The sequence below is a fragment of the Psychrobacter sp. 1U1 genome (assembly GCF_051847535.1).
In the GTDB taxonomy this organism is placed as follows: domain Bacteria; phylum Pseudomonadota; class Gammaproteobacteria; order Pseudomonadales; family Moraxellaceae; genus Psychrobacter; species Psychrobacter saeujeotis.
In genome coordinates, this window is record NZ_JBPYDD010000005.1 from 37,711 (window position 1) to 57,109 (window position 19,399).

A 19,399-nucleotide genomic window follows, 5' to 3' on the forward strand; every position below is an offset into this window, starting at 1 on the left:
ATGAATTTTTCTCACCTCAGCGATCAGGTTGCCTTATGTTAGAACTCCGCCATCTCAATACTTTAACGGCATTACGAGCGCATGGCTCTTTGGCCGCAGCTGCTGATGAGCTGCACGTCACCGCTTCTGCAGTGTCGCATCAGCTAAAAGAGCTAGAGAATTACTACGATATTAGCTTGGTCAATCGCCGCACACGTCCGCTCACCTTTACGCCTGCGGGTAAAACGGTACTGGCATTGGCAGACAGCATCATGCCGCAGGTCACTCGCACCAAATCCAACCTAAAACGTCTCGCCCATGGGCAGGCTGGTCGCCTGCGTCTGGCCTCTGAATGCCATAGCTGCTTTGATTGGCTGATGCCGATACTCAACCAGTATCGCCGCGAGTGGTCGGATGTAGAGCTGGACTTTGCCACAGGGTTTGAGCCTGAGCCGCATCATCTATTGATGGAGGGCGATATTGACCTGCTGATCACCACCAGTGATTTACCGATAGAGGGTATCAGCTATCAGCCACTGTTTGAGTACGAGAGCCGCTTGGTACTGTCGCCCACGCATGACTTGGCGGCGCAAGACTTTATCGCGCCTCATGACTTAATCGATGAAACCTTGATCGCTTATCCGGTGGAAGCCAAGCGCCTCGATATCATCGCGGGCTTTATGACGCCAAGCGATGTCAGCTTCAAAAATGTCCGTACCACAGAGCTAACGGCGATGCTCATTCAATTGGTCGCCAGTGAGCGCGGAGTTGCGGCTCTCCCTGATTGGGTAGTGGCGGAATACGAGAAAAAAGGCTGGGTGGTATCCCGTCCGTTAGGTAGTGGTGTGCATTGTCAGCTGTATGCCGCAACGCGCACAGCGAGCCAAGATATGGCGTATATGCAGGGGTTTGCGAGTTTGTTAGAGGGTATTGTGAAGCCGTTGTAGGGTTTTATTTACCATAATCACTCTTTATGAGAACAATATTTAGTTTTTGGAGATACTTGCGAGTTGCAGACTAGTCCATACTCTAACTAAATACTGCGTCTTTCATAGTATGATTTTTACTAAAGGCTTAGAACACGTATACATTTAAAGAAATACTACTGGGTGATTTTCTTGTAGATGCTTTAGAGAAGGATGTATAGATGGTTTAAAGGAGTATACAGCTAATAATCTATTGGATTTTTTAAGCAGACAGGGAGATAAGAATTTGATGGAGGATTTAGTAAACGGGCTTGGTCGTTGTCCTGAATAAATTTGACTCAGATATACTGAGATGGTTTATAGCAGTATTAATATTTATAATAGATTCTTTTTAAAAGAGTAGACATCATTGGAACATTTATCAATAATTTGGGAATGGATTGATCAACAGTTTAGGCCAGTCGCAGCTATATTCGCTTCTTTTTTTGCTATTTTCTTCGCTTGGAGAAAAATAGGATATAAAGTAAATGTCACTTATGACATTACAGTTGCTGGTACATCTGAAGCAAGAATAAATAATATGGTCTTTCAAAACAAGAAAGATAAACCTCTAAGTATTTATAAGATATTTGCTATTTTTGATAAGAACTATTGTTTAGAAATATATAAGTGCTCTCCTCCACTGATTCTAAAGCCTTACGAATCTATCAGCGTAGAGACAGAAGAGTACAGCTACCTTAGTGTTGGTGAAGATAGATATTCCCCTGAATTTTGGGATGCAGAAATTTATGTTGAATCAGATGATAAGATAATAAAGTGTAGGGCAAAGCCACATAAGACATTAGCTTTTGACTATATGAAAATTTCGAAAACAATTAACAGGTTCAACGATGTTGTTTACACCGATAACGTTGCGTATATTTTAGTATATGCTGTTAATAATGTAGATAAAACAGCCTTTCTTTATGACTCGGGGGTGATACTACATGAATGGGATTTTCATTTTAATGGAATAAAGCTCAGCGGAGAAAAGCTAGAGGCAGATGATGTATTTCAATTCTTGGAAACACACTATTCAAGAATAATAGATTCTTATTTACTTTATAAAATGAATGAGTATCCATCTGGGTTTGAGTTATTAAAACATCATAAGTTTGAACGTAGCTAACCAGTCAGGTGTTTGCTCTGGTTCAATTCCCTAGTGAGGACTTGAATCTACGTCTGTAGGCTAATGGTGGCAATGGTTTAATTTCTCTAAATAACTGTAGTGTACTTCGCGGTATTCTTTTTAATCAGTTACACTGAATTTAGAATACTCTCGGTTTCCCTTTCTGTTTAGGATATTGCGCTACTGTGTTTTCCTACCTCTGTTTCTTAAGCATTAATGCTTCATTACTACCAACATAAGGATTTACTTTGGAACTTAAACTGGATATTAAATCAAATGCTCTTGATAGTTTTAATGAGGCTTTAGTAAAATTTGAAAGTGGGCAGCAAGGTAATCCTACTGCTTTTAAATTTTCGATACTTCATTTGTCCCACTGTCTTGAGCTTGTTTTAAAGATGTATGTTCAGACATTGGATAAGGATTTAGTCTACAGCAAGTGCTATAAACACCTTGTTAAAAAAGCTAAAGAGGATAGCGTTGATTTATTGGCTGCGCATGTGTCACTTGTAGCAAGCGGGTTTGATTTTTCGACATTGCTCGTGGGTCAGACAAATCCCTATACTATTACGGTCGATCAAGCACTTTCAATCGTTGTTAATGAGACCTGTAGCTCTACGGGCAACAAGTTCGTAGATGATCAGTTTATTACTGATATTACTGACATGAAAGATTTACGGAATTCAATAGAGCATTATGAATTTGAATTTACTGTGAAAGAAGTTAGATTGTGCATTGGTAGGCTAGTTCGAGGTCTAGACGAATTTACAGATATATTTTCATTATTTAGTTTAGAAAATGAAGTTGGTAAAGATAGATTCTCCGTCTTTTCAGTTTTAGTTGATGAATATGAGCATGCCGTTTCTGAAGCACATCATGATGTAACAGAAGCCAAAAATGCATCGTTTCGAGGTGTGCGACCTAAACACACAATGTTTATTGAATGGAACGTTTACTATTGTGAGAGTTGTCACTATGACACACTCATACCCAATGAAGACTCACTAACCGGTTATAGATGCACTTATTGTAAGAATGAGGAATCCGGAGAGATAGAGATAGATTGTGATATTTGTGGTTCACCTTGGGCAAATAGAGAAATGAGTTATTGGGGCGAAGAGGTAGGTAATGTATGCCCTCGATGTGTTGATCCTGAAGCATACTAAACCTTATTTGCTTTTAGTTAATGAGTGGAAATTTTAGGATATACCCCAAGGGAACTACCTATTTCATCACTCAAACATATTAATAGACTACTTAAAATAGACCGCTAAAATGGAAATACTTAAAACAGACTGCAATAAAGGAACTACTTATATCAGACCATTAAGCGAGTAATATCTATCAAAGGTTATAAAACCAGCTTAAAAAAATAAAATCCCAGCGCGGTAGCCAGTAATGTCAGTCCGACGTGCAACCCTATCAGTGCTAAACCTGCCAGCAGCCGTCCATCATGAATAAAGCTAAACACCTCAGCACTAAAAGTGCTAAAGGTCGTCAGCCCGCCCAAAAACCCAGTCATGACAAATACCCGTACATGATCAGGCAAATGGCTCCCCATACGCTCAAACCACACCAATGCCAGACCAATCAGCAGACCGCCTAACACATTAGCGCCAAGCGTACCAAGCGGTATCCAGCTATGTACGGGGTTAAAACGCGACAGCCAAGCCCGCAAGCAAGCGCCAAGTGCTGCTCCTAAACCAATGGCGAGCCACTGCATAGATTATCCTTAATTTGTATGGATTTTAAACTTCATACCGCAGGCAGCTCGGTCATCGGCCAACGAGGCACACAGCTTACCGCTAGATCATCAGCCTGCCCCGCCTGCAGGCGCTCGTAACCTGCATAAGCGATCATCGCCCCATTATCAGTGCATAAAGCAGGCGGCGCATAATGCACAGTGGCATTAATTTTGGCCAGTTCAGCTTCTAAGGTCTTACGCAGATGCGTATTGGCGCTGACCCCGCCAGCAATCACTAGGCGACTCATCTCTACTTGTTTTAATGCCTTCACGCATTTTTTGACTAGCGTATCGACCATGGCATGTTGGAAGCTGGCGGCAATATCGGCGCGCACTTGTGGGTCGCTGTCAGAACCAGCAGTGTCTTTGATAAGATTGTGCACCGCTGTTTTCATACCGCTAAAAGAAAAGTCCAGACCACGATGTAACATCGGACGCGGCAGCTCATAAGCACTGGGGTCGCCATTTTCGGCTAATTTAGCAATATTAGGGCCACCAGGATACGGCAGGCCGAGCATTTTGGCGGCTTTATCAAAGCACTCACCCGCTGCATCATCTATCGACTCACCCAATATCTCATACTGCCCAATACCACGGGCAGCGATCAGCAGCGTGTGTCCACCAGAAACCAGTAGCGAGACAAATGGAAAGGCTGGTGGATTGGCACCCATCAGCGGTGCGAGCAAATGCCCTTCCATATGATGGACCCCAATCGCAGGGATATCCAAGCCGTATGCCAAGCTGCGCCCAAATAAGGCACCTGTCATCAACGCACCGATCAAGCCTGGGCCTTTAGTATAAGCGATGGCATCGATCTCGCTTTTTTTGACATCACACTGCTCAAGTAGCTCATTGAGCAAAGGTACCAGCTTACGTATATGATCACGGCTGGCAAGCTCGGGCACCACGCCACCATAGAGAGCATGCAGCTCTATCTGCGAATACAGTACCTGCCCGACCAGACCTTGATTGTCATCATGCATCTGCTCACTGTCAAAAATTGCTAGCCCCGTCTCATCACAAGAGGTCTCTAAACCCAATACCTTCATACTATTGCCTTTATGCTTTTGTCTTCATATCGTTTTTTGCGATGTTTTTCATTATTTAGCATCTAAAAAAATATGCATAAAAAAACCGTCATTGTCAGTCACAATGACGGTCAGTTTAGCAAATTTCAATAGCCAATATACTCTATATATATAGTATCACTTAACTGCCTCGACCATATAATCAACCGCAGCATAAACTTGCGCTTCACTTATCTTATCAGTCGCTTGCGCTGGCATCTTGTTAAAGCCTTTAGCTGAATGCATATGTAGCGTCTCTATACCTTTAGCAAGACGCGGTGCCCATGCAGCCTTATCACCGTATTTGGGCGCATCGAGCAGACCTGCTTCGTGACAGACTTTACAATTGGACTCATACAGCTTTGCTCCTGCATCAGCTGCCAACACCTCAGGCTCAGCAGCCGTTTCTTGCTCTGTTTCTTCAGTCATCGCTACTTTAACTGGCTCAGCTTCCACTTCAACCACAGGTTCAGCTTCGACCACAGGTTCAGGCGTCATGGTTTCAGGATCTGCTACAGATGCTTCTTCTACCACTGTGCTTGTCTCAGCAGGTTCATCCATCGTAGCAGACTCGTCAGCAGTGTTATTATCACCACTACAAGCACTCAATAACAACAATGTGCTAATACTAAAAGCAGATAAAGTTAGTTTGTTTATCATCATAACTCCCCTCTTAGTTTATGTTAGCAGCTACTCATTCGTCGCTGGTTCAGCATCAGTTTCTGTTGCTGCAGTATCAGTAGCTGGCGTAGTTGCACTATCAGTCGTAGTTGCGTCGGTATCGTCAGTAGTGGCTTCTGCTGTAGCAGGCTCAGTCATGCCTTCTTGTGTAGTCATAGTAGCGTCTGCTTCTGTACCATCTACAGGCATTGGCGCTGTCTCTGGAAACTCCATGTCTTCAGCTTCAGGGGCATTTTGACGAGCCAATTCAGCGGCTTCTTCCACTTTGTCTACTGCTAAGACCTCATGTGACTCGCCGTCTTTGTCACCACTACAAGCGGTAACACCCAACCCAAGAGTAACAACCATTGCTGCGCTTAACGCTGTATTTAGTACTGTTTTTTTCATTCCAACACCTTTAATAAAATGGAGACAGCATCTTGAATATGCCTACTACTATATGGGAATTATCATAGCATAAACTCAAACCAAACCGTTATACGCAGTAAGGTTTTTTATTCACTCTTCTCTTATCTACCTACCTTAGCTTTAAGCGTGTCTATAAAGGCTTGTAAAATGGACAATAATACATATTTGTCATCCATTTCAAACGACAATACCCATAGTTAAACGTACTAAAAGCATTGACTTTGTTGCTATTTTTTATTAAAATACCTGCCCTTGTGCTATAGCACAAATTATCCTAGTTTGAGCTGATGCCGGTAATCTTGAGATATTACGGCTAAATACTAATACACAGCCAAACTAATGCCTTTATATCTCATCCTAATCAAGGAGTCTTCATGCCTGCAGTTAAGGTTAAAGAAAACGAACCAGTTGATATCGCTATCCGTCGTTTCAAACGTGCTTGTGAAAAAGCTGGTGTATTATCAGACGTACGTAAGCGTGAGTTTTATGAAAAGCCAACGCAAGTACGCAAACGTAAAAAAGCTGCTGCCGTAAAGCGTTATAAGAAAAAACTGCAACGCGAAACTATTCGTACCACTCGTATGTACTAATCACTAATACGATTAGCTAAGTACAAGCGCTACACTAACGCCACTGTTATCAATAAATAACAGTGGCGTTTTTTATGCTACAATTTTTGTTATTGCTGTTGTTTACACAGACTTTTATTAATAGGTCAATCATAAAGCACCTTCTTAAAAGCCTAACGAATAAAACTTAACGAGTAAGGATAATAATAGTGAGCCAACTTAAACAGAACTTATCGGACAATATCACAGCCTCTATGAAAGCGCGTGAGCTTGAGCGCGTCAAAGTACTACGCAATGTGCAAGCGGTCGTCAAACAAATCGAGATTGACCGTCAAAAAGAGCTTGATGATGCAGGCGTCTTAGAAGTGCTACAAAAGCAGCTAAAACAACGCCAAGAGTCGTTAGCTATCTTTACTGAAAATAGCCGTGATGACTTGGCAACCAAAGAGCAGTTTGAGATTGATATCATCAATGAGTTTATGCCGCAGCAGATGAATGACGCTGAGCTGGCCGCCTTAGTCAATGCAGAAATCAAAGAACAAGGCGCAACCTCAATGCGTGATATGGGTAGTGTCATGGGCGTACTGAAAAATAAGACTGCTGGTCGCGCTGATCCTGCACTCATCTCAAAACTGGTAAAAGACGCGCTACAAGGTTAATCCTTACTGTTTAAAGATAGCCGCTGCTATCTAAACAACCGCCTAAGGTTTAAAATTTTTGGCGGTTTTTACGTTTTTAATTTCTTGTTCGATATTGGCCAATAATGGATGAGTACTGCTGCTCTTTGCGCTAGCGTCCAATTGTTCGACCAGTCGTTTGGCCTGCGTAAGTGAGATAAGTGCCGACTCGTAACGACCATTCCATAGCTGATCATGACTGCGATAACGCAGCGCATTAATCGTGGCGATACGGGCTACTTGCGGCGATGGAGCAGTTTTGGCCAGCTTCTCATTGGCCAGCTGCAGGCTTTGCCACGCATAGCGATCGCTTGGCTGCTGCTGGGTCAAAGGCTTGAGTAGCGCTTGTGCTTGGGTCGGCTGATTATCATTGGTCAATGCTTCTGCCAGATACAGTCGCAAATCGCGGCGCTCAGGATAGAGGCGCTGCTGCTCTGCTAATACGTCTGCGGCCTTGGTCCAGTTGTTTTGTTCACTTAACACTTGGCTATAGGTGATAGATAATAGCGGCTCTAGTATTTGTCGCTCAGCTGCCGGCAAGCCTTGTAACTGCTGCATTGTTTTATTTGCTTCATCAAAGCGCTGCTGCTCTCCATACCAGTGTGCTAACGCCAGTTTTGCCCCGACGCTATTGCGGGCAGCAGTCGTTAGAGCGGTTTCTGAGACGTGCTGGCCCATGGTCTGTACTCGCCAGTAAAGCAGATCAAATAAAGCTTGATGGCGCTGCTGCTGGATCAATGATAAAGGTGGATAACGCTGAGCTCGACTTTGTGAGTCGCTTAGGCGTTCATTACTAAGTGGATGCGAGCGTACAAAGCTTGGCAAAAATCGATTGGCAACTTGATTTAGTTGGTGTTGCTGATTCATTGTAGCAAAGAATCTTGGCATTGCTCGTGGGTCGTAGCCTGCCTGTGTCATAATTTGCATGCCCACACGGTCAGCTTCGCGTTCATTATTACGGCTAAAAGCCATGCTACTGTTCATAGCTGCGGTTTGGCTGCCCATCATGACAGCAGCGCCAGCATCCCCGTCAGCTGCTGAGGTAGCAATCGCTGCCAACATGCCGCCTATTTGCATCAGCATGGCTTTTTTGCGCTCATCTGCACCGCTTTCGTAATGTCGCTGGCTAATATGGGCAACTTCATGTGCCACAACGCTTGCCAGCTCATCCATACTATTTGCCGCTAGTATCGTTCCTGTATTGATACCGATGACCCCACCTGGCGCAGCAAAAGCGTTGATACTTGGATTATCAATAATGACTACCGCCAGTGGTGCTTGCTGCCGTACTTGAGCATTGAGACGCCATGTCATGTCTTTTATAGTCTCTTGAACCCAAGGATCATGCTCCATCTTGGCACGGCCATTGATATTTTGTAGTGACCACTCACCCAGCAGCTTGTTTTGATACTGGTCAGCGAAGCTTAAACCCTGACCTTGCAAATTTGGTAGCTGTAACTCATCAGATTTTTCGGTTTGCCAAGTGCCATACGTTGAGCCTGTCATTAATGCTGATGGCGTTGATGATGTTATCGGCTGCGGGGTAACAGTAGCAGCATAGCTCTGATGATCAACAAGTAGCGGGAGCACAAGCAGGCCTGCATACCGTAATATAGGCTTTTTGCATAGCCAAGATAACCGCCACAATCGAGTCTGCGGTTTGTCGGCTGTACGCTGATCTGCTATAAGCTCGTTGCTTAAAAGGCTATTTAAATAATTCAAAGGTATGTCCTGTTCTATTAGCTACTAATGGCCATAGCGTTTTTTGACTATACGAGGTTGGCTATACAAGGTCAATTTTTATGATGATTTTAATAGCTCAATCATAGCGTTGACTATATTCAACTGCTTTTGCTCTACTACAGTTTGTTATAATATAACCGTTATTTCAAAATAGTTATGTTTCATATTGACGATGTTTTTACTTTGCAGTAATTTGCAACGATTTTAAACGTTGGGTTTTAAAGTTTAATTAATCATGGCTCAGATGTTAAGGATTTTATCTATGTCTGCAAAAGGCAATTTAAATACTACGATATACATACCTCATCAGGTCTGTTTACAGCAATCATTATCTGCTACCGAGCAAGATAAGATTGCGTCTTTACTGCGTTTATTACCAACCTACTACATCAATTATATTGAGTCAGCTGAGGCCGTAGACCATACCCAGCCTGTCATTAAAATAAAAAATATGGTAGATGGACGCGGACTTGCTTGTCCAATGCCACTACTAAAAACCAAAGTCGCACTGCGTAGTGTAGCGAGTAGTGAGTCGTTATATGTCGTAGCAACTGACCCCAACTCTCAAGCAGATATTGCAGCATTTTGTCAGCAGTCGCGTAAGCCCAATGATACTGACCAGCTGCTTTTGACTCTCAATCAAATGACTACTGAGCAAGAGACGGATAACACTTCGATGAAGACTTCCGATACAATATTTCACTTCATCATTACCAAAACCGATAGCAACTAAGCGTCGCTATCCTTTACAATTGAGATAACACAGAATTTTATCTGAATATTTGCTTACCTATATTAACCAAGGTCAAGAATATGACTACTCCATCTACTGAATCGTCCACAACAAAAAAGACGCAAGACAGTGCTGGTACTGAAAAAAATGCTGCACGTGAAGCGGCGCTAAATGCGGCAGCGCAGCGCCCGCCTTATGATGCTAGTGCACTAGAGGACACCAGTACGCGTGACTTAGTACCTGCCATGCCAACCCATCTGTCTGCACCAGGGGTGAACTTGGGTGCGTATATCAATACTGTCCATCAGATCCCTATCTTGACACCGACGCAAGAGCAAGAGCTTGCCCATCGCTACTACGATGAAGGCGATGTCGAAGCTGCGCGCTTATTGGTCATGTCACATTTGCGTTTTGTTATTCATATTGCACGCAGTTACTCAGGGTACGGTCTACCGCAGGCCGATTTGATTCAAGAAGGCAATTTGGGATTGATGAAAGCGGTTAAACGTTTTGATCCTAATAAAGGCGTACGTTTGGTATCCTTCGCGGTGCATTGGATTAAAGCTGAAATCCATGAATTTGTAATTCGTAACTGGCGTATCGTTAAAGTTGCCACTACAAAAGCCCATCGTAAATTATTCTTTAATTTACGTAGTCTAAAAAAGACCAATAATCAGCTGACGCTAGAAGAAGCGGATGCTATCGCAAAAGACTTGAATGTCACACGCAAGCAAGTGCTAGAGATGGAGTCACGTCTGACGTCTTACGACGCCTCGTTTGAGACCCAATCAAGTGACGATGATGATGGACGTTATGCGCCGCAGTTGTTTTTAGAAGATGGTATTGATCCTGCTGAGATGATAGAGGAGTCTGATTGGGAAGAAAGTAACTCATCAGCATTGATTGCAGCGATGGATACCTTAGATGACCGCTCGCGCGATATCGTCGAGCAGCGTTGGCTGACAGAGCAAAAGTCTACCTTGCATGAGCTGGCTGCCGTCTACTCTATCTCAGCGGAACGGGTACGTCAGATTGAAAAAAATGCCATGGATAAAATTCGTGATGCAATGACTATTGAAAGCGTCATTTTGCCTGATGACATTCAATAACCATATTGTCTGATATAAAAATTGAGCTCATAAGATAATATTCAATCAATAGTCAGATATAATTTTAATAGTCTAAACGTATTACTTATAATAAGTGTGGTCGCATGGTGAATTGGATAAGTGTTGCAGCGATAAATCTCGCTATCGCTGTCGGTCTAGGCGCGTTTGGAGCGCATGCTATCAAAAGCATGGTGAATGCACAGCAGCTTGATTGGTGGCATACGGCAACGCTATATCTGTTTATTCATGCACTTGGATTATTGGTTATCGGACTCTTGATTCGTCTAGGCTATGCGACTTATGTCAGCGCTTGGCTGCTACAGATTGGTATTATTATATTCGCTGGTAGCTTATTTGCGATGACTCTAGGCGCCCCGCGTTGGTTTGGCGCTATCACGCCTGTAGGCGGTGTCTTATTGATAGCAGGATGGCTATGGCTCGCCATTACTGTATTTAAAATGAGTAAATAACGATAAACCGTTATAACCTTAATATAACCCATCGAATAGCTATTGAATTAAATCATTGTTTTGAGGGAGCAAATATTATGAGTACTATTCATGTTAATGGAAGAACCTTACAGACCACGCATCAAACTGTGCAATTGGTTGTCAATGAGTTGGGACTGAGTAGTGGTCGCTATGCGGTCGAAGTCGATGGTGAGCTTGTCCCTAAAAGCGAGCTTGCACAGCTACGTATTGTTGAAGGTATGAATATAGAAGTCGTACAAGCAGTCGGTGGTGGATAGATAGGATAGTGTCTCTGCTTTTCGTACCATAAAAAAACATATAAAAAGACCTTAACACATCATATGTTAAGGTCTTTTTATATGTTTTATCTGTTCCTTTTGTCTTGGTTTTTTATTGTATTTATTGTGACTTTATTGCTTGATTTTCTTATTAACTATCTCATGATACATCAAGTCGCTGGAGCAACTTCAACTCCTGATACCTCTTCATAGCGACCATCACGTCCTGCACCGCGGACTTTTTTGCGTTCTTGACGAGTTTTATACTTGCGTACTTGTCTATCAAGCTTGTCTGCCATCTCATTAATGGCTTTATACATATCATCTTCACACGCTTGGACGAACATTTCTTGACCTGAGACTCGCATGATCGCTTCGGCTTTATGACTCTTTTTGCCGCCGTCGTTTGCACCGCTATTATCTAGCGATAGTATCACTTGAATACTTTGAATCTGGTCAAAGTGACGCTCTACTTTTTCAAGCTTCTCACGTACAGCTGTGTTCATTGCATCGGTTACGCTGATATGGTGACCACTGATAGAAACGTTCATATGCTGATCCTTATATTTATTACTCATAGTCAACAGATGGTTTGGCACACTGGCCTGTACCACCTTGCCTTATCAATAACAGTAGTAGAGTCATCATATATTCATTCTGTGGTAAATCCTCTAACAACCACTTATTTATAATATAGAGTAACTGCTGTAAATTTATTATTGATATGCTTCTAATTTGTCATGAAAGCTGATTAGTAGCAATACGCTATATTGTAATTAAATGTAATCAAGTCTTTTGTTCTTTTCACAATTATATATAATCAGGAATTTTTCTTTTTAATTGAGACTATTATATAAAACAATCTTTCTAGTAGATATCAGCCGCTACTAAAGCGCTAAACCTTCTATCTAGTATTATTCAATCTTTATAGTTAAAACATTTTTACGAGATAAGCAGTTCTTAATATTTTTGTTTGCGCTGCGTAGAAGAGCTGATATTCATCGCTTCTCGATACTTGGCTACTGTACGTCGTGCGATATCTATACCATCAGTAAGTAGCTGAGTTTGAATACGGCTATCGGATAAGGGCTTTTTGGGATTTTCATCCTTAATAAGCTGCTTGATCATGGCACTGATAGCAGTAGATGAGATGTCTCCATCATTACTGCTAACATGGGATGAAAAAAAGTGCTTGAGAGAAAATAGCCCTTGAGGGGTTAAAATTGTCTTGCTAGTGGTCAGGCGCGAGACAGTGGATTCATGCAGCTCTACTTCTTCTGCAACATCTTTTAGGATCAGCGGTTGCATCGCTGTGGCACCATGTTGCAAGAACTCATCTTGACGACGCACGATACTAGTAGCGACCTTTAACAAGTTTTGATTACGCTCCTCGATACTACGAATAAAGAGTCGTGCATCTGTGAGGTTTTCGCGCAAATATTGATTGTCAGGACTGTCATCACCGCGTTTAACCAAACTTGCGTACTCTTGATTGACCCTCAGTTTTGGTAATGTCGCTGGATTTAGACGTACATGCCAGCCGCCCTCTTTTGCTTCGCCATTGGACGTTTGACGTATCGGGGTCACCAACACATCAGGGATATCGTAGCTGGCAGGAGGCTGAGCGTAATCAGGCTGCGTGTTTTGAAAGGACAGTCCTGGTGCAGGGTTCAAGGTACGCAATAAGTTAATAGCAGGGGTAATATGCGCAGGTAATAAGCCTGTGGTCTCAGTCAGCGCTTTAATATTGTTACTGACCAAATAATCACTAGCAGATAGCAGCGCCTGAGCATGCGCTAAATGTTCCGTATTAGGATCAAGCTTGTTTAATTGAATCGCAAGGCACTCACTTAAATTGCGCGCGCCTACGCCGAGCGGGTCACAAGATTGAATAATACGCAGTACCACTTCTATCTCGTCACGCTCAATCTGCTCATCCCATTGATAAAAGCTTGCCATTGTATCGAAACTTTTGAACAGCTCGTCAATATCCAATTGCACAAAGCCCATGTCATCCATCGAATCTACTAGATACTCTGCTATTAGAGTATCTGCGTCTGAAAGATGTTTAAAATTCAGCTGCCAGCGTACATAGTCTTGGATACTGGCGCTGGTACTGCCTTGATAATCATCAAGCTCGTCGTAATCTGTGCTCGCTGCGGCACTACTCCCACTAAAGCTTCCGATATCATAGTTACCGTAGCTTTCATCGCTATCCGTGCTCTGATAATCGCTGCTTGAGTACGTATTGTCTGCATCAGTGTTGTCCATAGCACTGCCATCGATGTTTGCTTGTTGTAGTTTATCTAAGCTGTCGCTAAAAGTGTCATCGTAATCAGTAGCATAATCAGTAGTGCCATAATCAAAAGTATCATCATTACCATCCGATGCGTCAGACGATAGACTTACTTCGCTATTATCATTCCACATCTCAAGCGTTAAGGAGTCATCTAATGCATCTGCTGCCGTATCGTCACTGTCTTCATACTCGTACTCATCTTCCTCAATGCGCTCAAGTAATGGATTGCTATCCAACTTCGCTTGAACCTCTTGTGCAAGCTCAAGGCTAGAAAGCTGCAACAATTTGATGGCTTGCTGCATTTGTGGGGTTAGCTTTTGGGAGGTAGATAGCGTGGTCGCCAATCCAAACGACATACTCATAGATTATGTATTACACTCCAATATTATTACTTTGATCATATGTATCTGCAGCTTATGGACAACGGCTTACGTTCTAAGTGTACGTATCATTATTAGCTTATACCATTTGCAAAAATAAAAATAGCAGGTAAAACAATTACCAGCATTTAGCATGGTAGCTTAAATAAGATTAGGCATATTAGATCATTTTACAAGCTGATAGCGATAGGCAGTACAACTGCACTGAACAATGACGATAGCATTATTTGTCCTAATTTTGCTATGATAATTTATATCTTAAAACAATAACTGAGAATAAATACATGGATAACCATTTGCCTAATCATAAGCTTACGGTCGCTGCGGTACAAATGAATAGCCAACAAGACGTTGATGCAAACCTAGCGACTATCAAATCTGCTATTAAGGAAGCTTGTACTCAAGGCGCACAGCTTATAGTGCTGCCTGAAAACTGCTGTAGTATGGGACGGCAGTTTGCAACTGCTGAGCGCTTTGAGTCGCTCTCAGCTACCCTAGCGGACTATGCACGTACCAACCGCGTTTATTTATTGGTAGGGTCGCTACCTTGTTTTTATCGACCAGATGGAGTCGTCGTGCCCGATGGACGTCTACGCCAAGTTAGTCAGCTATTTGGCCCTGATGGGACGCAGGTCGCACGCTATGACAAGATTCATCTGTTTACTGCCACTGTGGCTGATAAACAAGGCAGCTACAACGAAGCGGCCACGTTTGAGCCTGGCATGCAGACAGTCGTGGCGCCCATTGAAGCAAACAATTTAGTCTATCAACTTGGGATGATGGTATGTTTTGATTTGCGCTTTCCAGCCCTAGCTCAGCGTCTACGCCAAGCTGGAGCCGACTTATTAAGCGCGCCCTCTGCTTTTACTTATTTGACAGGACAAGCGCACTGGTCGCTATTGTTGCAAGCTCGCGCCTTGGACAGTCAATGTATGGTCATTGGTGCGGCGCAAGGCGGTGATCATGCGTACAAAAACGGCAACATTCGTCAGACATGGGGACATACGGCCATTACTGATTTTAATGGTACTGTCAAAGACTGTTATGACAACAGCCATCTTGATAATCAAACCCAAGACAAAAACTATGCTTTGGTGTTTGCAGATTTAGACAAGCACGCTCAAGAGCAGGCACGGCAAAAGCTGCCTATTTTTCAGTGTCATCGCCTAGCATAGTCAACATCACCGTCTATTTTTGTACCATATTATTCTCTCTCGTTTTGTGTGTGCGTCGCACGTGGATGAGCGCGGTCATAGACTTGGGTCAGCTTGGCAAAATCTACATGAGTATAGATCTGCGTGGTACTGATATCACTATGGCCTAGCATCTCTTGGACAGCGCGCAAGTCGCCACTACCTGAGAGCATGTGCGAGGCAAAGCAATGGCGCAGTAAATGCGGATATAGGTTTTGAGCGATACCCGCTCGCGTCGCTGCTACTTTGAGACGCTGCTGCACAGCGCGCGTTGATAAGCGTGTACCTAGCTTTTCACTGATAAATAAAGCGCTATCTTGTTGTTCCACCCACAGGTTGCGATGCGGTAAATAGCGATTGATGGCTGCGGCAGCCTTGTTGCCTAATGGTACGAGACGGGTCTTATTGCCTTTGCCCGTAATCCGCACCCGCAAATCGGACAAATCTATATCATTGATATCCAGCGCCACCAGCTCACCCACGCGCAGACCACTACTATACAGTAGCTCAAACATCGCTTTGTCACGCAGCCATAACCGGGCCTGCTCGGGTGTATCAGGCATCTCTTGATCAAGTAATTGGGTCAATAAATCAACATCAGCAATAGAAGGCAACGGTCTAGCGCTGCTTTTTAGCTGATAGCCAGTAGTGGGATTGATACGTGCCAACCCCTCCTCAATCATCCAGCCGTAAAAATGCCGAATAGCGGACAGCTCTTGTTGGACACTTGCTAGCGCCAGCTTATCTTCATCCAAGCGTTGACTGATATGCTGCGCAAGTGTGCGTTTATCACAACGTGTCCATGTCAGCTGCTTACCACGTAAAAACAACGCCAGTTGATTTAGTCCAGCGAAATAAGACTTTAAGGTATGCATGGAGTGATTGCGCACCGCCAAAGTGTTTAACCAGCGATGCACTGGTGACAATAACTCACGTAGCGTCTTATCTATTTCTATAGATTCAGCAGGCATATAGATATAGTCATCTTTAATAGACATAAAGTGTCCTTGATGCCTCAAATACCAAGTAGTTGACTCAGTTTGATGAGTTGACTGGGTTGGGTTTGATTCCTGCTTGTGCCATCAAGCCGTCTGGGCTAAATACACCCTCATACACAAAGGCCGTTGGACCGGTCATCATCACTGAGTAGCCTGGCTGCCACTGAATGATCATACTACCGCCATATAGCTGCGCCCGTATTTCTTCGCCTTCATCAAGCCAGCCCTCGCGTACGCCGACGGCTACTGCCGCACAAGCACCTGTCCCGCATGCTTGGGTCTCACCGACGCCGCGCTCATAGACACGCAGACGGATATGACGCTGATTCATGATCTGCATAAAGCCTACATTGACGCGCTCTGGGAATGCTGGGTGTGACTCAATGGCCTTACCTAAGGTTTCAACATCAGCGTCTAGTACATCATCGACTTTGATGACAGCATGCGGGTTACCCATATTGGCAACATAGAGCTGCATAGGTGTACCATTGACGTCTAAATGATAGGCGTTTTGAATTTTGGTCGTCGCTCTGGGCGTAAATGGTATCTCATCTGGCTCAAACTTGGGTTTGCCCATATCGACTTCCACCCAACCATAGCGATCCGTCGTCAAGGCAATGATACCGCCTGCGGTCTCGACACGTAAGCGCTGTTTAAATGACAGTTTACGCGCTTGCACAAAACGGGCAAAACAGCGCGCTCCATTACCGCACTGCTCAACCTCTGTGCCATCGGTATTAAAAATACGATAACTAAAATCAACATCTGGGCGCATCGGTGGTTCGACGACGAGTAATTGATCAAAGCCAATACCTAGATGACGATCACCCAATAATTGCACCAACTCTCTGGTCAAATCTAAGCGCTGGGTCACCAAATCAATGACCATAAAATCATTGCCCAGACCATGCATTTTGGTAAATTCTATTAGCATATCCTTGTGTCCTATTGTATTTTTATGTGTCCGTTATATTAGCATGGTGTCTGCCACAATGATAACTATCAGCGCGTTAGAGACTGTATGAATCCATTAAAATAATAAATAACTGTGCTTATCATAATGAAACTCATAGCGACCATAATCACCGCCATAAAAAACCCATTGTCATGATAACAATGGGTCGTTATTACATCGGCAAGAGTGGCAGTTACTCTATCTATAATGCACTCTACTTTGCGTTTTGCCAAAGTATCTCATCTGCATATAATGCTTCAACAGTTTCACGTTTGCGAACTAGCTGATGACGACTTCCTGCAACCATGACTTCACTTGCACGCGGGCGTGAGTTATAGTTGCTACTCATGGTAAAGCCATACGCTCCTGCACCAGTAATCGCTAAAATGTCACCTGTTGCGAGTGATAATAGACGGTCTTTTGCTAAGAAATCCCCAGTCTCACAAATCGCCCCGACGATGTCCCACGGCTGAGTGCCATCTGTCTCGATACCTTTACTAGGCAATACGTTGGGAATCACGGCCATTTCAGCTTGATATAATGCAGGACGAATCAAATCATTCATCGCAGCATCAACGATGGCAAAGTTTTTATGCGCTGTTGGCTTTAGTACATCGACACGGGTCAGCAAAATACCGGCATTGGCGACCATGCTACGGCCTGGCTCAAAAAACACTGGTAAGCCAAGCTCAGTCAGTTTCGGTAGGAGTGCTTGCGCAAAGTCATGAATAGAGACTGGCGACTCATCAATATAACGCACGCCGAGACCACCGCCCAAATCAATATGACGCAGCTCAATACCTTTTTCACGCAAGCTATGGACCAGCTCAATGACTTTATCCAATGCAGCAATAAAGGGTTCAACTTCCGTTAATTGTGAGCCAATATGACAGTCAATACCAACAATATCAATATGCGATAAAGCAGCGGCCTCTTCATAGACAGCGACGGCCTCTTCATGGGCAATACCAAACTTATTGTCTTTTAGACCGGTTGAAATATAAGGATGGGTCTTGGCATCGACATCGGGATTAACCCGTAGCGATATCGGTGCCCGTTTATCAAGTTGCTGCGCTACCTCATTAATTAATGTCAACTCACTAATAGACTCAACGTTAAAGCAGCCAATACCTTGAGTTAGCGCATATTCGATATCGCTTTTGGTTTTACCGACGCCTGAAAACACGACTTTACTGGCCTGCCCACCGGCTGCCAATACGCGCATAAGCTCACCGCGCGAGACAATATCGAACCCTGCACCTGCTGTTGCAAGCACACCCAACACCGCAAGGTTTGAGTTTGCTTTCACTGCATAGCAAATCTGATGGTCAATCGCTGCAAAGCTGTCGCTATAGGCTTGGTACACATCGAGTATTGCCTGCTGCGAATATACATAGCATGGCGTATCGTAGCGTTCTACCAACTCATGAATACTTACCTGCTCCATCCATAGCTCACCTTGGTTATAGTGCAGTTCGGGTAAATGGTTGGTTAAGGCTGCCGGATCGACATACATTCCTTGCTCAGTATGGATGGTTACACCGTCAGCTTGCAATTTCGTCTCACTCATATCGGGTTCTCAAATCTAATCAGGTTATCAATTATTAAAGTTAATAGTCGTTAGGATCGTCACTGGCGCTAGGCAGTGTCTGCTGTTGCTCTAAATACCGGCTCTTGTCATAGTTGTCATCATCGAGAGTAGCAAAAGCGGCATCTTGTGGATGACTGGTACTAGCTAGTTGATCTGAGGCAGCTACCGTCTGACTACTAGGCTCTGCTAAGTAAAGTGCCCCTTTTTGTCCGCAACCCGACAGTCCGAGCATAACGGCACTACCAATCGTCAATGTCCAGATAGCATAACGACCAGAGTTGGCAGATAAATTTTGGGTGCCTCTAGTATCTAAAGAGCGGCGTATAGTAAACATATGATAGATAACCTTGCAACAGTGGAGACGCTATAAGAAGTATTATAAAAGGGCGTTGAAATTTAGCACGAGCCAATCATAGCATTATTCACTAAAGCTA

Annotated in this window: 21 protein-coding genes; 10 read left to right on the plus strand and 11 right to left on the minus strand. The window is 43.6% G+C overall.

Features of this window, described 5'->3' with window-relative positions; all coding sequences use genetic code 11:
- Nucleotides 1-35 precede the first annotated feature (35 nt).
- From ACS8FB_RS08710 to ACS8FB_RS08720, 3 genes are all read left to right on the plus strand, one after another.
- Nucleotides 36-926 (plus strand): LysR family transcriptional regulator, encoded by an 891-nt coding sequence (locus ACS8FB_RS08710; RefSeq protein WP_439262203.1) that lies wholly within the window; start codon nt 36-38, stop codon nt 924-926.
- A 388-nt stretch (nt 927-1,314) separates the two neighbouring features.
- Nucleotides 1,315-2,073: a hypothetical protein gene (locus ACS8FB_RS08715; protein ID WP_439262205.1), complete on the plus strand. Its 759-nt coding sequence runs from the start codon at nt 1,315-1,317 to the stop codon at nt 2,071-2,073.
- Between the two features lie 248 nt (nt 2,074-2,321).
- Entirely contained in the window at nt 2,322-3,236 is a 915-nt protein-coding gene (locus ACS8FB_RS08720; protein WP_439262207.1) for a hypothetical protein, read from the plus strand.
- Between the two features lie 185 nt (nt 3,237-3,421).
- On the opposite strand, the gene crcB is transcribed toward ACS8FB_RS08720, so the two are convergent.
- The 4 genes from crcB to ACS8FB_RS08740 form a co-directional block, all read right to left on the minus strand.
- On the minus strand, nt 3,422-3,793 hold the full coding sequence (crcB, locus tag ACS8FB_RS08725; protein WP_439262209.1) for a fluoride efflux transporter CrcB: 372 nt from the start codon (nt 3,791-3,793) through the stop codon (nt 3,422-3,424).
- Between the two features lie 32 nt (nt 3,794-3,825).
- Nucleotides 3,826-4,863 carry a tRNA (adenosine(37)-N6)-threonylcarbamoyltransferase complex transferase subunit TsaD gene (gene tsaD / locus ACS8FB_RS08730; RefSeq protein WP_439262210.1) on the minus strand — a complete coding sequence of 346 codons (1,038 nt, stop codon included), beginning with the start codon at nt 4,861-4,863 and terminating at the stop codon, nt 3,826-3,828.
- A gap of 156 nt (nt 4,864-5,019) precedes the next feature.
- Nucleotides 5,020-5,544, minus strand: coding sequence for a c-type cytochrome (locus tag ACS8FB_RS08735; protein ID WP_439262212.1), 525 nt, complete (start codon nt 5,542-5,544; stop codon nt 5,020-5,022).
- Nucleotides 5,545-5,571: 27 nt separating this feature from the next.
- Entirely contained in the window at nt 5,572-5,949 is a 378-nt protein-coding gene (locus tag ACS8FB_RS08740; protein ID WP_439262214.1) for a hypothetical protein, read from the minus strand.
- 395 nt (nt 5,950-6,344) lie between these two features.
- On the opposite strand from ACS8FB_RS08740, the gene rpsU reads away from it, so the two are divergent.
- Both rpsU and ACS8FB_RS08750 read left to right on the plus strand, forming a co-directional pair.
- Nucleotides 6,345-6,560 carry a 30S ribosomal protein S21 gene (gene rpsU / locus ACS8FB_RS08745; RefSeq protein WP_010195908.1) on the plus strand — a complete coding sequence of 72 codons (216 nt, stop codon included), beginning with the start codon at nt 6,345-6,347 and terminating at the stop codon, nt 6,558-6,560.
- 188 nt (nt 6,561-6,748) lie between these two features.
- Entirely contained in the window at nt 6,749-7,198 is a 450-nt protein-coding gene (locus ACS8FB_RS08750) for a GatB/YqeY domain-containing protein (RefSeq protein ID WP_299218393.1), read from the plus strand.
- Between the two features lie 42 nt (nt 7,199-7,240).
- On the opposite strand, the gene ACS8FB_RS08755 is transcribed toward ACS8FB_RS08750, so the two are convergent.
- The gene (locus tag ACS8FB_RS08755) at nt 7,241-8,938 is read right to left on the minus strand and encodes a M48 family metalloprotease (RefSeq protein ID WP_439262217.1); all 1,698 of its coding nucleotides are present in this window, start codon (nt 8,936-8,938) and stop codon (nt 7,241-7,243) included.
- A gap of 283 nt (nt 8,939-9,221) precedes the next feature.
- Between ACS8FB_RS08755 and ACS8FB_RS08760 the strand changes: the two genes are divergently transcribed.
- The 4 genes from ACS8FB_RS08760 to thiS all read left to right on the plus strand — a co-directional run bounded on the left by ACS8FB_RS08760 (nt 9,222) and on the right by thiS (nt 11,549).
- Complete coding sequence (locus ACS8FB_RS08760; RefSeq protein ID WP_439262218.1) at nt 9,222-9,692, plus strand: sulfurtransferase TusA family protein; 471 nt, start codon at nt 9,222-9,224, stop codon at nt 9,690-9,692.
- Nucleotides 9,693-9,937: 245 nt separating this feature from the next.
- On the plus strand, nt 9,938-10,801 hold the full coding sequence (gene rpoH, locus ACS8FB_RS08765; protein WP_197409062.1) for an RNA polymerase sigma factor RpoH: 864 nt from the start codon (nt 9,938-9,940) through the stop codon (nt 10,799-10,801).
- Nucleotides 10,802-10,905: 104 nt separating this feature from the next.
- Nucleotides 10,906-11,271 (plus strand): DUF423 domain-containing protein, encoded by a 366-nt coding sequence (locus ACS8FB_RS08770; RefSeq protein ID WP_439262219.1) that lies wholly within the window; start codon nt 10,906-10,908, stop codon nt 11,269-11,271.
- A 77-nt stretch (nt 11,272-11,348) separates the two neighbouring features.
- Entirely contained in the window at nt 11,349-11,549 is a 201-nt protein-coding gene (gene thiS, locus ACS8FB_RS08775) for a sulfur carrier protein ThiS (protein WP_058367968.1), read from the plus strand.
- A gap of 170 nt (nt 11,550-11,719) precedes the next feature.
- Here thiS and hpf read toward each other — a convergent pair whose 3' ends face one another.
- The gene (gene hpf, locus ACS8FB_RS08780; protein ID WP_299218401.1) at nt 11,720-12,100 is read right to left on the minus strand and encodes a ribosome hibernation-promoting factor, HPF/YfiA family; all 381 of its coding nucleotides are present in this window, start codon (nt 12,098-12,100) and stop codon (nt 11,720-11,722) included.
- Nucleotides 12,101-12,509: 409 nt separating this feature from the next.
- The gene (gene rpoN, locus ACS8FB_RS08785; RefSeq protein WP_439262222.1) at nt 12,510-14,210 is read right to left on the minus strand and encodes an RNA polymerase factor sigma-54; all 1,701 of its coding nucleotides are present in this window, start codon (nt 14,208-14,210) and stop codon (nt 12,510-12,512) included.
- Nucleotides 14,211-14,512: 302 nt separating this feature from the next.
- Between rpoN and ACS8FB_RS08790 the strand changes: the two genes are divergently transcribed.
- Nucleotides 14,513-15,403 carry a carbon-nitrogen hydrolase family protein gene (locus ACS8FB_RS08790; RefSeq protein ID WP_439262224.1) on the plus strand — a complete coding sequence of 297 codons (891 nt, stop codon included), beginning with the start codon at nt 14,513-14,515 and terminating at the stop codon, nt 15,401-15,403.
- A gap of 29 nt (nt 15,404-15,432) precedes the next feature.
- On the opposite strand, the gene ACS8FB_RS08795 is transcribed toward ACS8FB_RS08790, so the two are convergent.
- The 4 genes from ACS8FB_RS08795 to lptM all read right to left on the minus strand — a co-directional run bounded on the left by ACS8FB_RS08795 (nt 15,433) and on the right by lptM (nt 19,299).
- The gene (locus ACS8FB_RS08795; RefSeq protein WP_439262226.1) at nt 15,433-16,419 is read right to left on the minus strand and encodes a tyrosine recombinase XerC; all 987 of its coding nucleotides are present in this window, start codon (nt 16,417-16,419) and stop codon (nt 15,433-15,435) included.
- 37 nt (nt 16,420-16,456) lie between these two features.
- Nucleotides 16,457-17,353, minus strand: coding sequence for a diaminopimelate epimerase (gene dapF / locus ACS8FB_RS08800; RefSeq protein WP_439262227.1), 897 nt, complete (start codon nt 17,351-17,353; stop codon nt 16,457-16,459).
- A gap of 235 nt (nt 17,354-17,588) precedes the next feature.
- Nucleotides 17,589-18,944, minus strand: coding sequence for a diaminopimelate decarboxylase (lysA, locus tag ACS8FB_RS08805; protein WP_439262229.1), 1,356 nt, complete (start codon nt 18,942-18,944; stop codon nt 17,589-17,591).
- A 40-nt stretch (nt 18,945-18,984) separates the two neighbouring features.
- A complete protein-coding gene (lptM, locus tag ACS8FB_RS08810; RefSeq protein WP_439262230.1) occupies nt 18,985-19,299 on the minus strand; it encodes an LPS translocon maturation chaperone LptM in 315 nt (104 codons plus the stop codon).
- Between the last annotated feature and the right edge of the window lie 100 nt (nt 19,300-19,399).

Coding starts and splice junctions, on each gene's coding strand:
- hpf (WP_299218401.1), bottom strand. CDS start 12,100: ATGAACGTTTCTATCAGTGGTCACCATATCAGCGTAACCGATGCAATG.
- ACS8FB_RS08710 (WP_439262203.1), top strand. CDS start 36: ATGTTAGAACTCCGCCATCTCAATACTTTAACGGCATTACGAGCGCAT.
- tsaD (WP_439262210.1), bottom strand. CDS start 4,863: ATGAAGGTATTGGGTTTAGAGACCTCTTGTGATGAGACGGGGCTAGCA.
- ACS8FB_RS08740 (WP_439262214.1), bottom strand. CDS start 5,949: ATGAAAAAAACAGTACTAAATACAGCGTTAAGCGCAGCAATGGTTGTT.
- rpoH (WP_197409062.1), top strand. CDS start 9,938: ATGCCAACCCATCTGTCTGCACCAGGGGTGAACTTGGGTGCGTATATC.
- ACS8FB_RS08760 (WP_439262218.1), top strand. CDS start 9,222: ATGTCTGCAAAAGGCAATTTAAATACTACGATATACATACCTCATCAG.
- rpsU (WP_010195908.1), top strand. CDS start 6,345: ATGCCTGCAGTTAAGGTTAAAGAAAACGAACCAGTTGATATCGCTATC.
- rpoN (WP_439262222.1), bottom strand. CDS start 14,210: ATGAGTATGTCGTTTGGATTGGCGACCACGCTATCTACCTCCCAAAAG.
- ACS8FB_RS08790 (WP_439262224.1), top strand. CDS start 14,513: ATGGATAACCATTTGCCTAATCATAAGCTTACGGTCGCTGCGGTACAA.
- lptM (WP_439262230.1), bottom strand. CDS start 19,299: ATGTTTACTATACGCCGCTCTTTAGATACTAGAGGCACCCAAAATTTA.
- ACS8FB_RS08770 (WP_439262219.1), top strand. CDS start 10,906: ATGGTGAATTGGATAAGTGTTGCAGCGATAAATCTCGCTATCGCTGTC.
- lysA (WP_439262229.1), bottom strand. CDS start 18,944: ATGAGTGAGACGAAATTGCAAGCTGACGGTGTAACCATCCATACTGAG.
- thiS (WP_058367968.1), top strand. CDS start 11,349: ATGAGTACTATTCATGTTAATGGAAGAACCTTACAGACCACGCATCAA.
- ACS8FB_RS08795 (WP_439262226.1), bottom strand. CDS start 16,419: ATGTCTATTAAAGATGACTATATCTATATGCCTGCTGAATCTATAGAA.
- ACS8FB_RS08735 (WP_439262212.1), bottom strand. CDS start 5,544: ATGATGATAAACAAACTAACTTTATCTGCTTTTAGTATTAGCACATTG.
- dapF (WP_439262227.1), bottom strand. CDS start 17,353: ATGCTAATAGAATTTACCAAAATGCATGGTCTGGGCAATGATTTTATG.
- crcB (WP_439262209.1), bottom strand. CDS start 3,793: ATGCAGTGGCTCGCCATTGGTTTAGGAGCAGCACTTGGCGCTTGCTTG.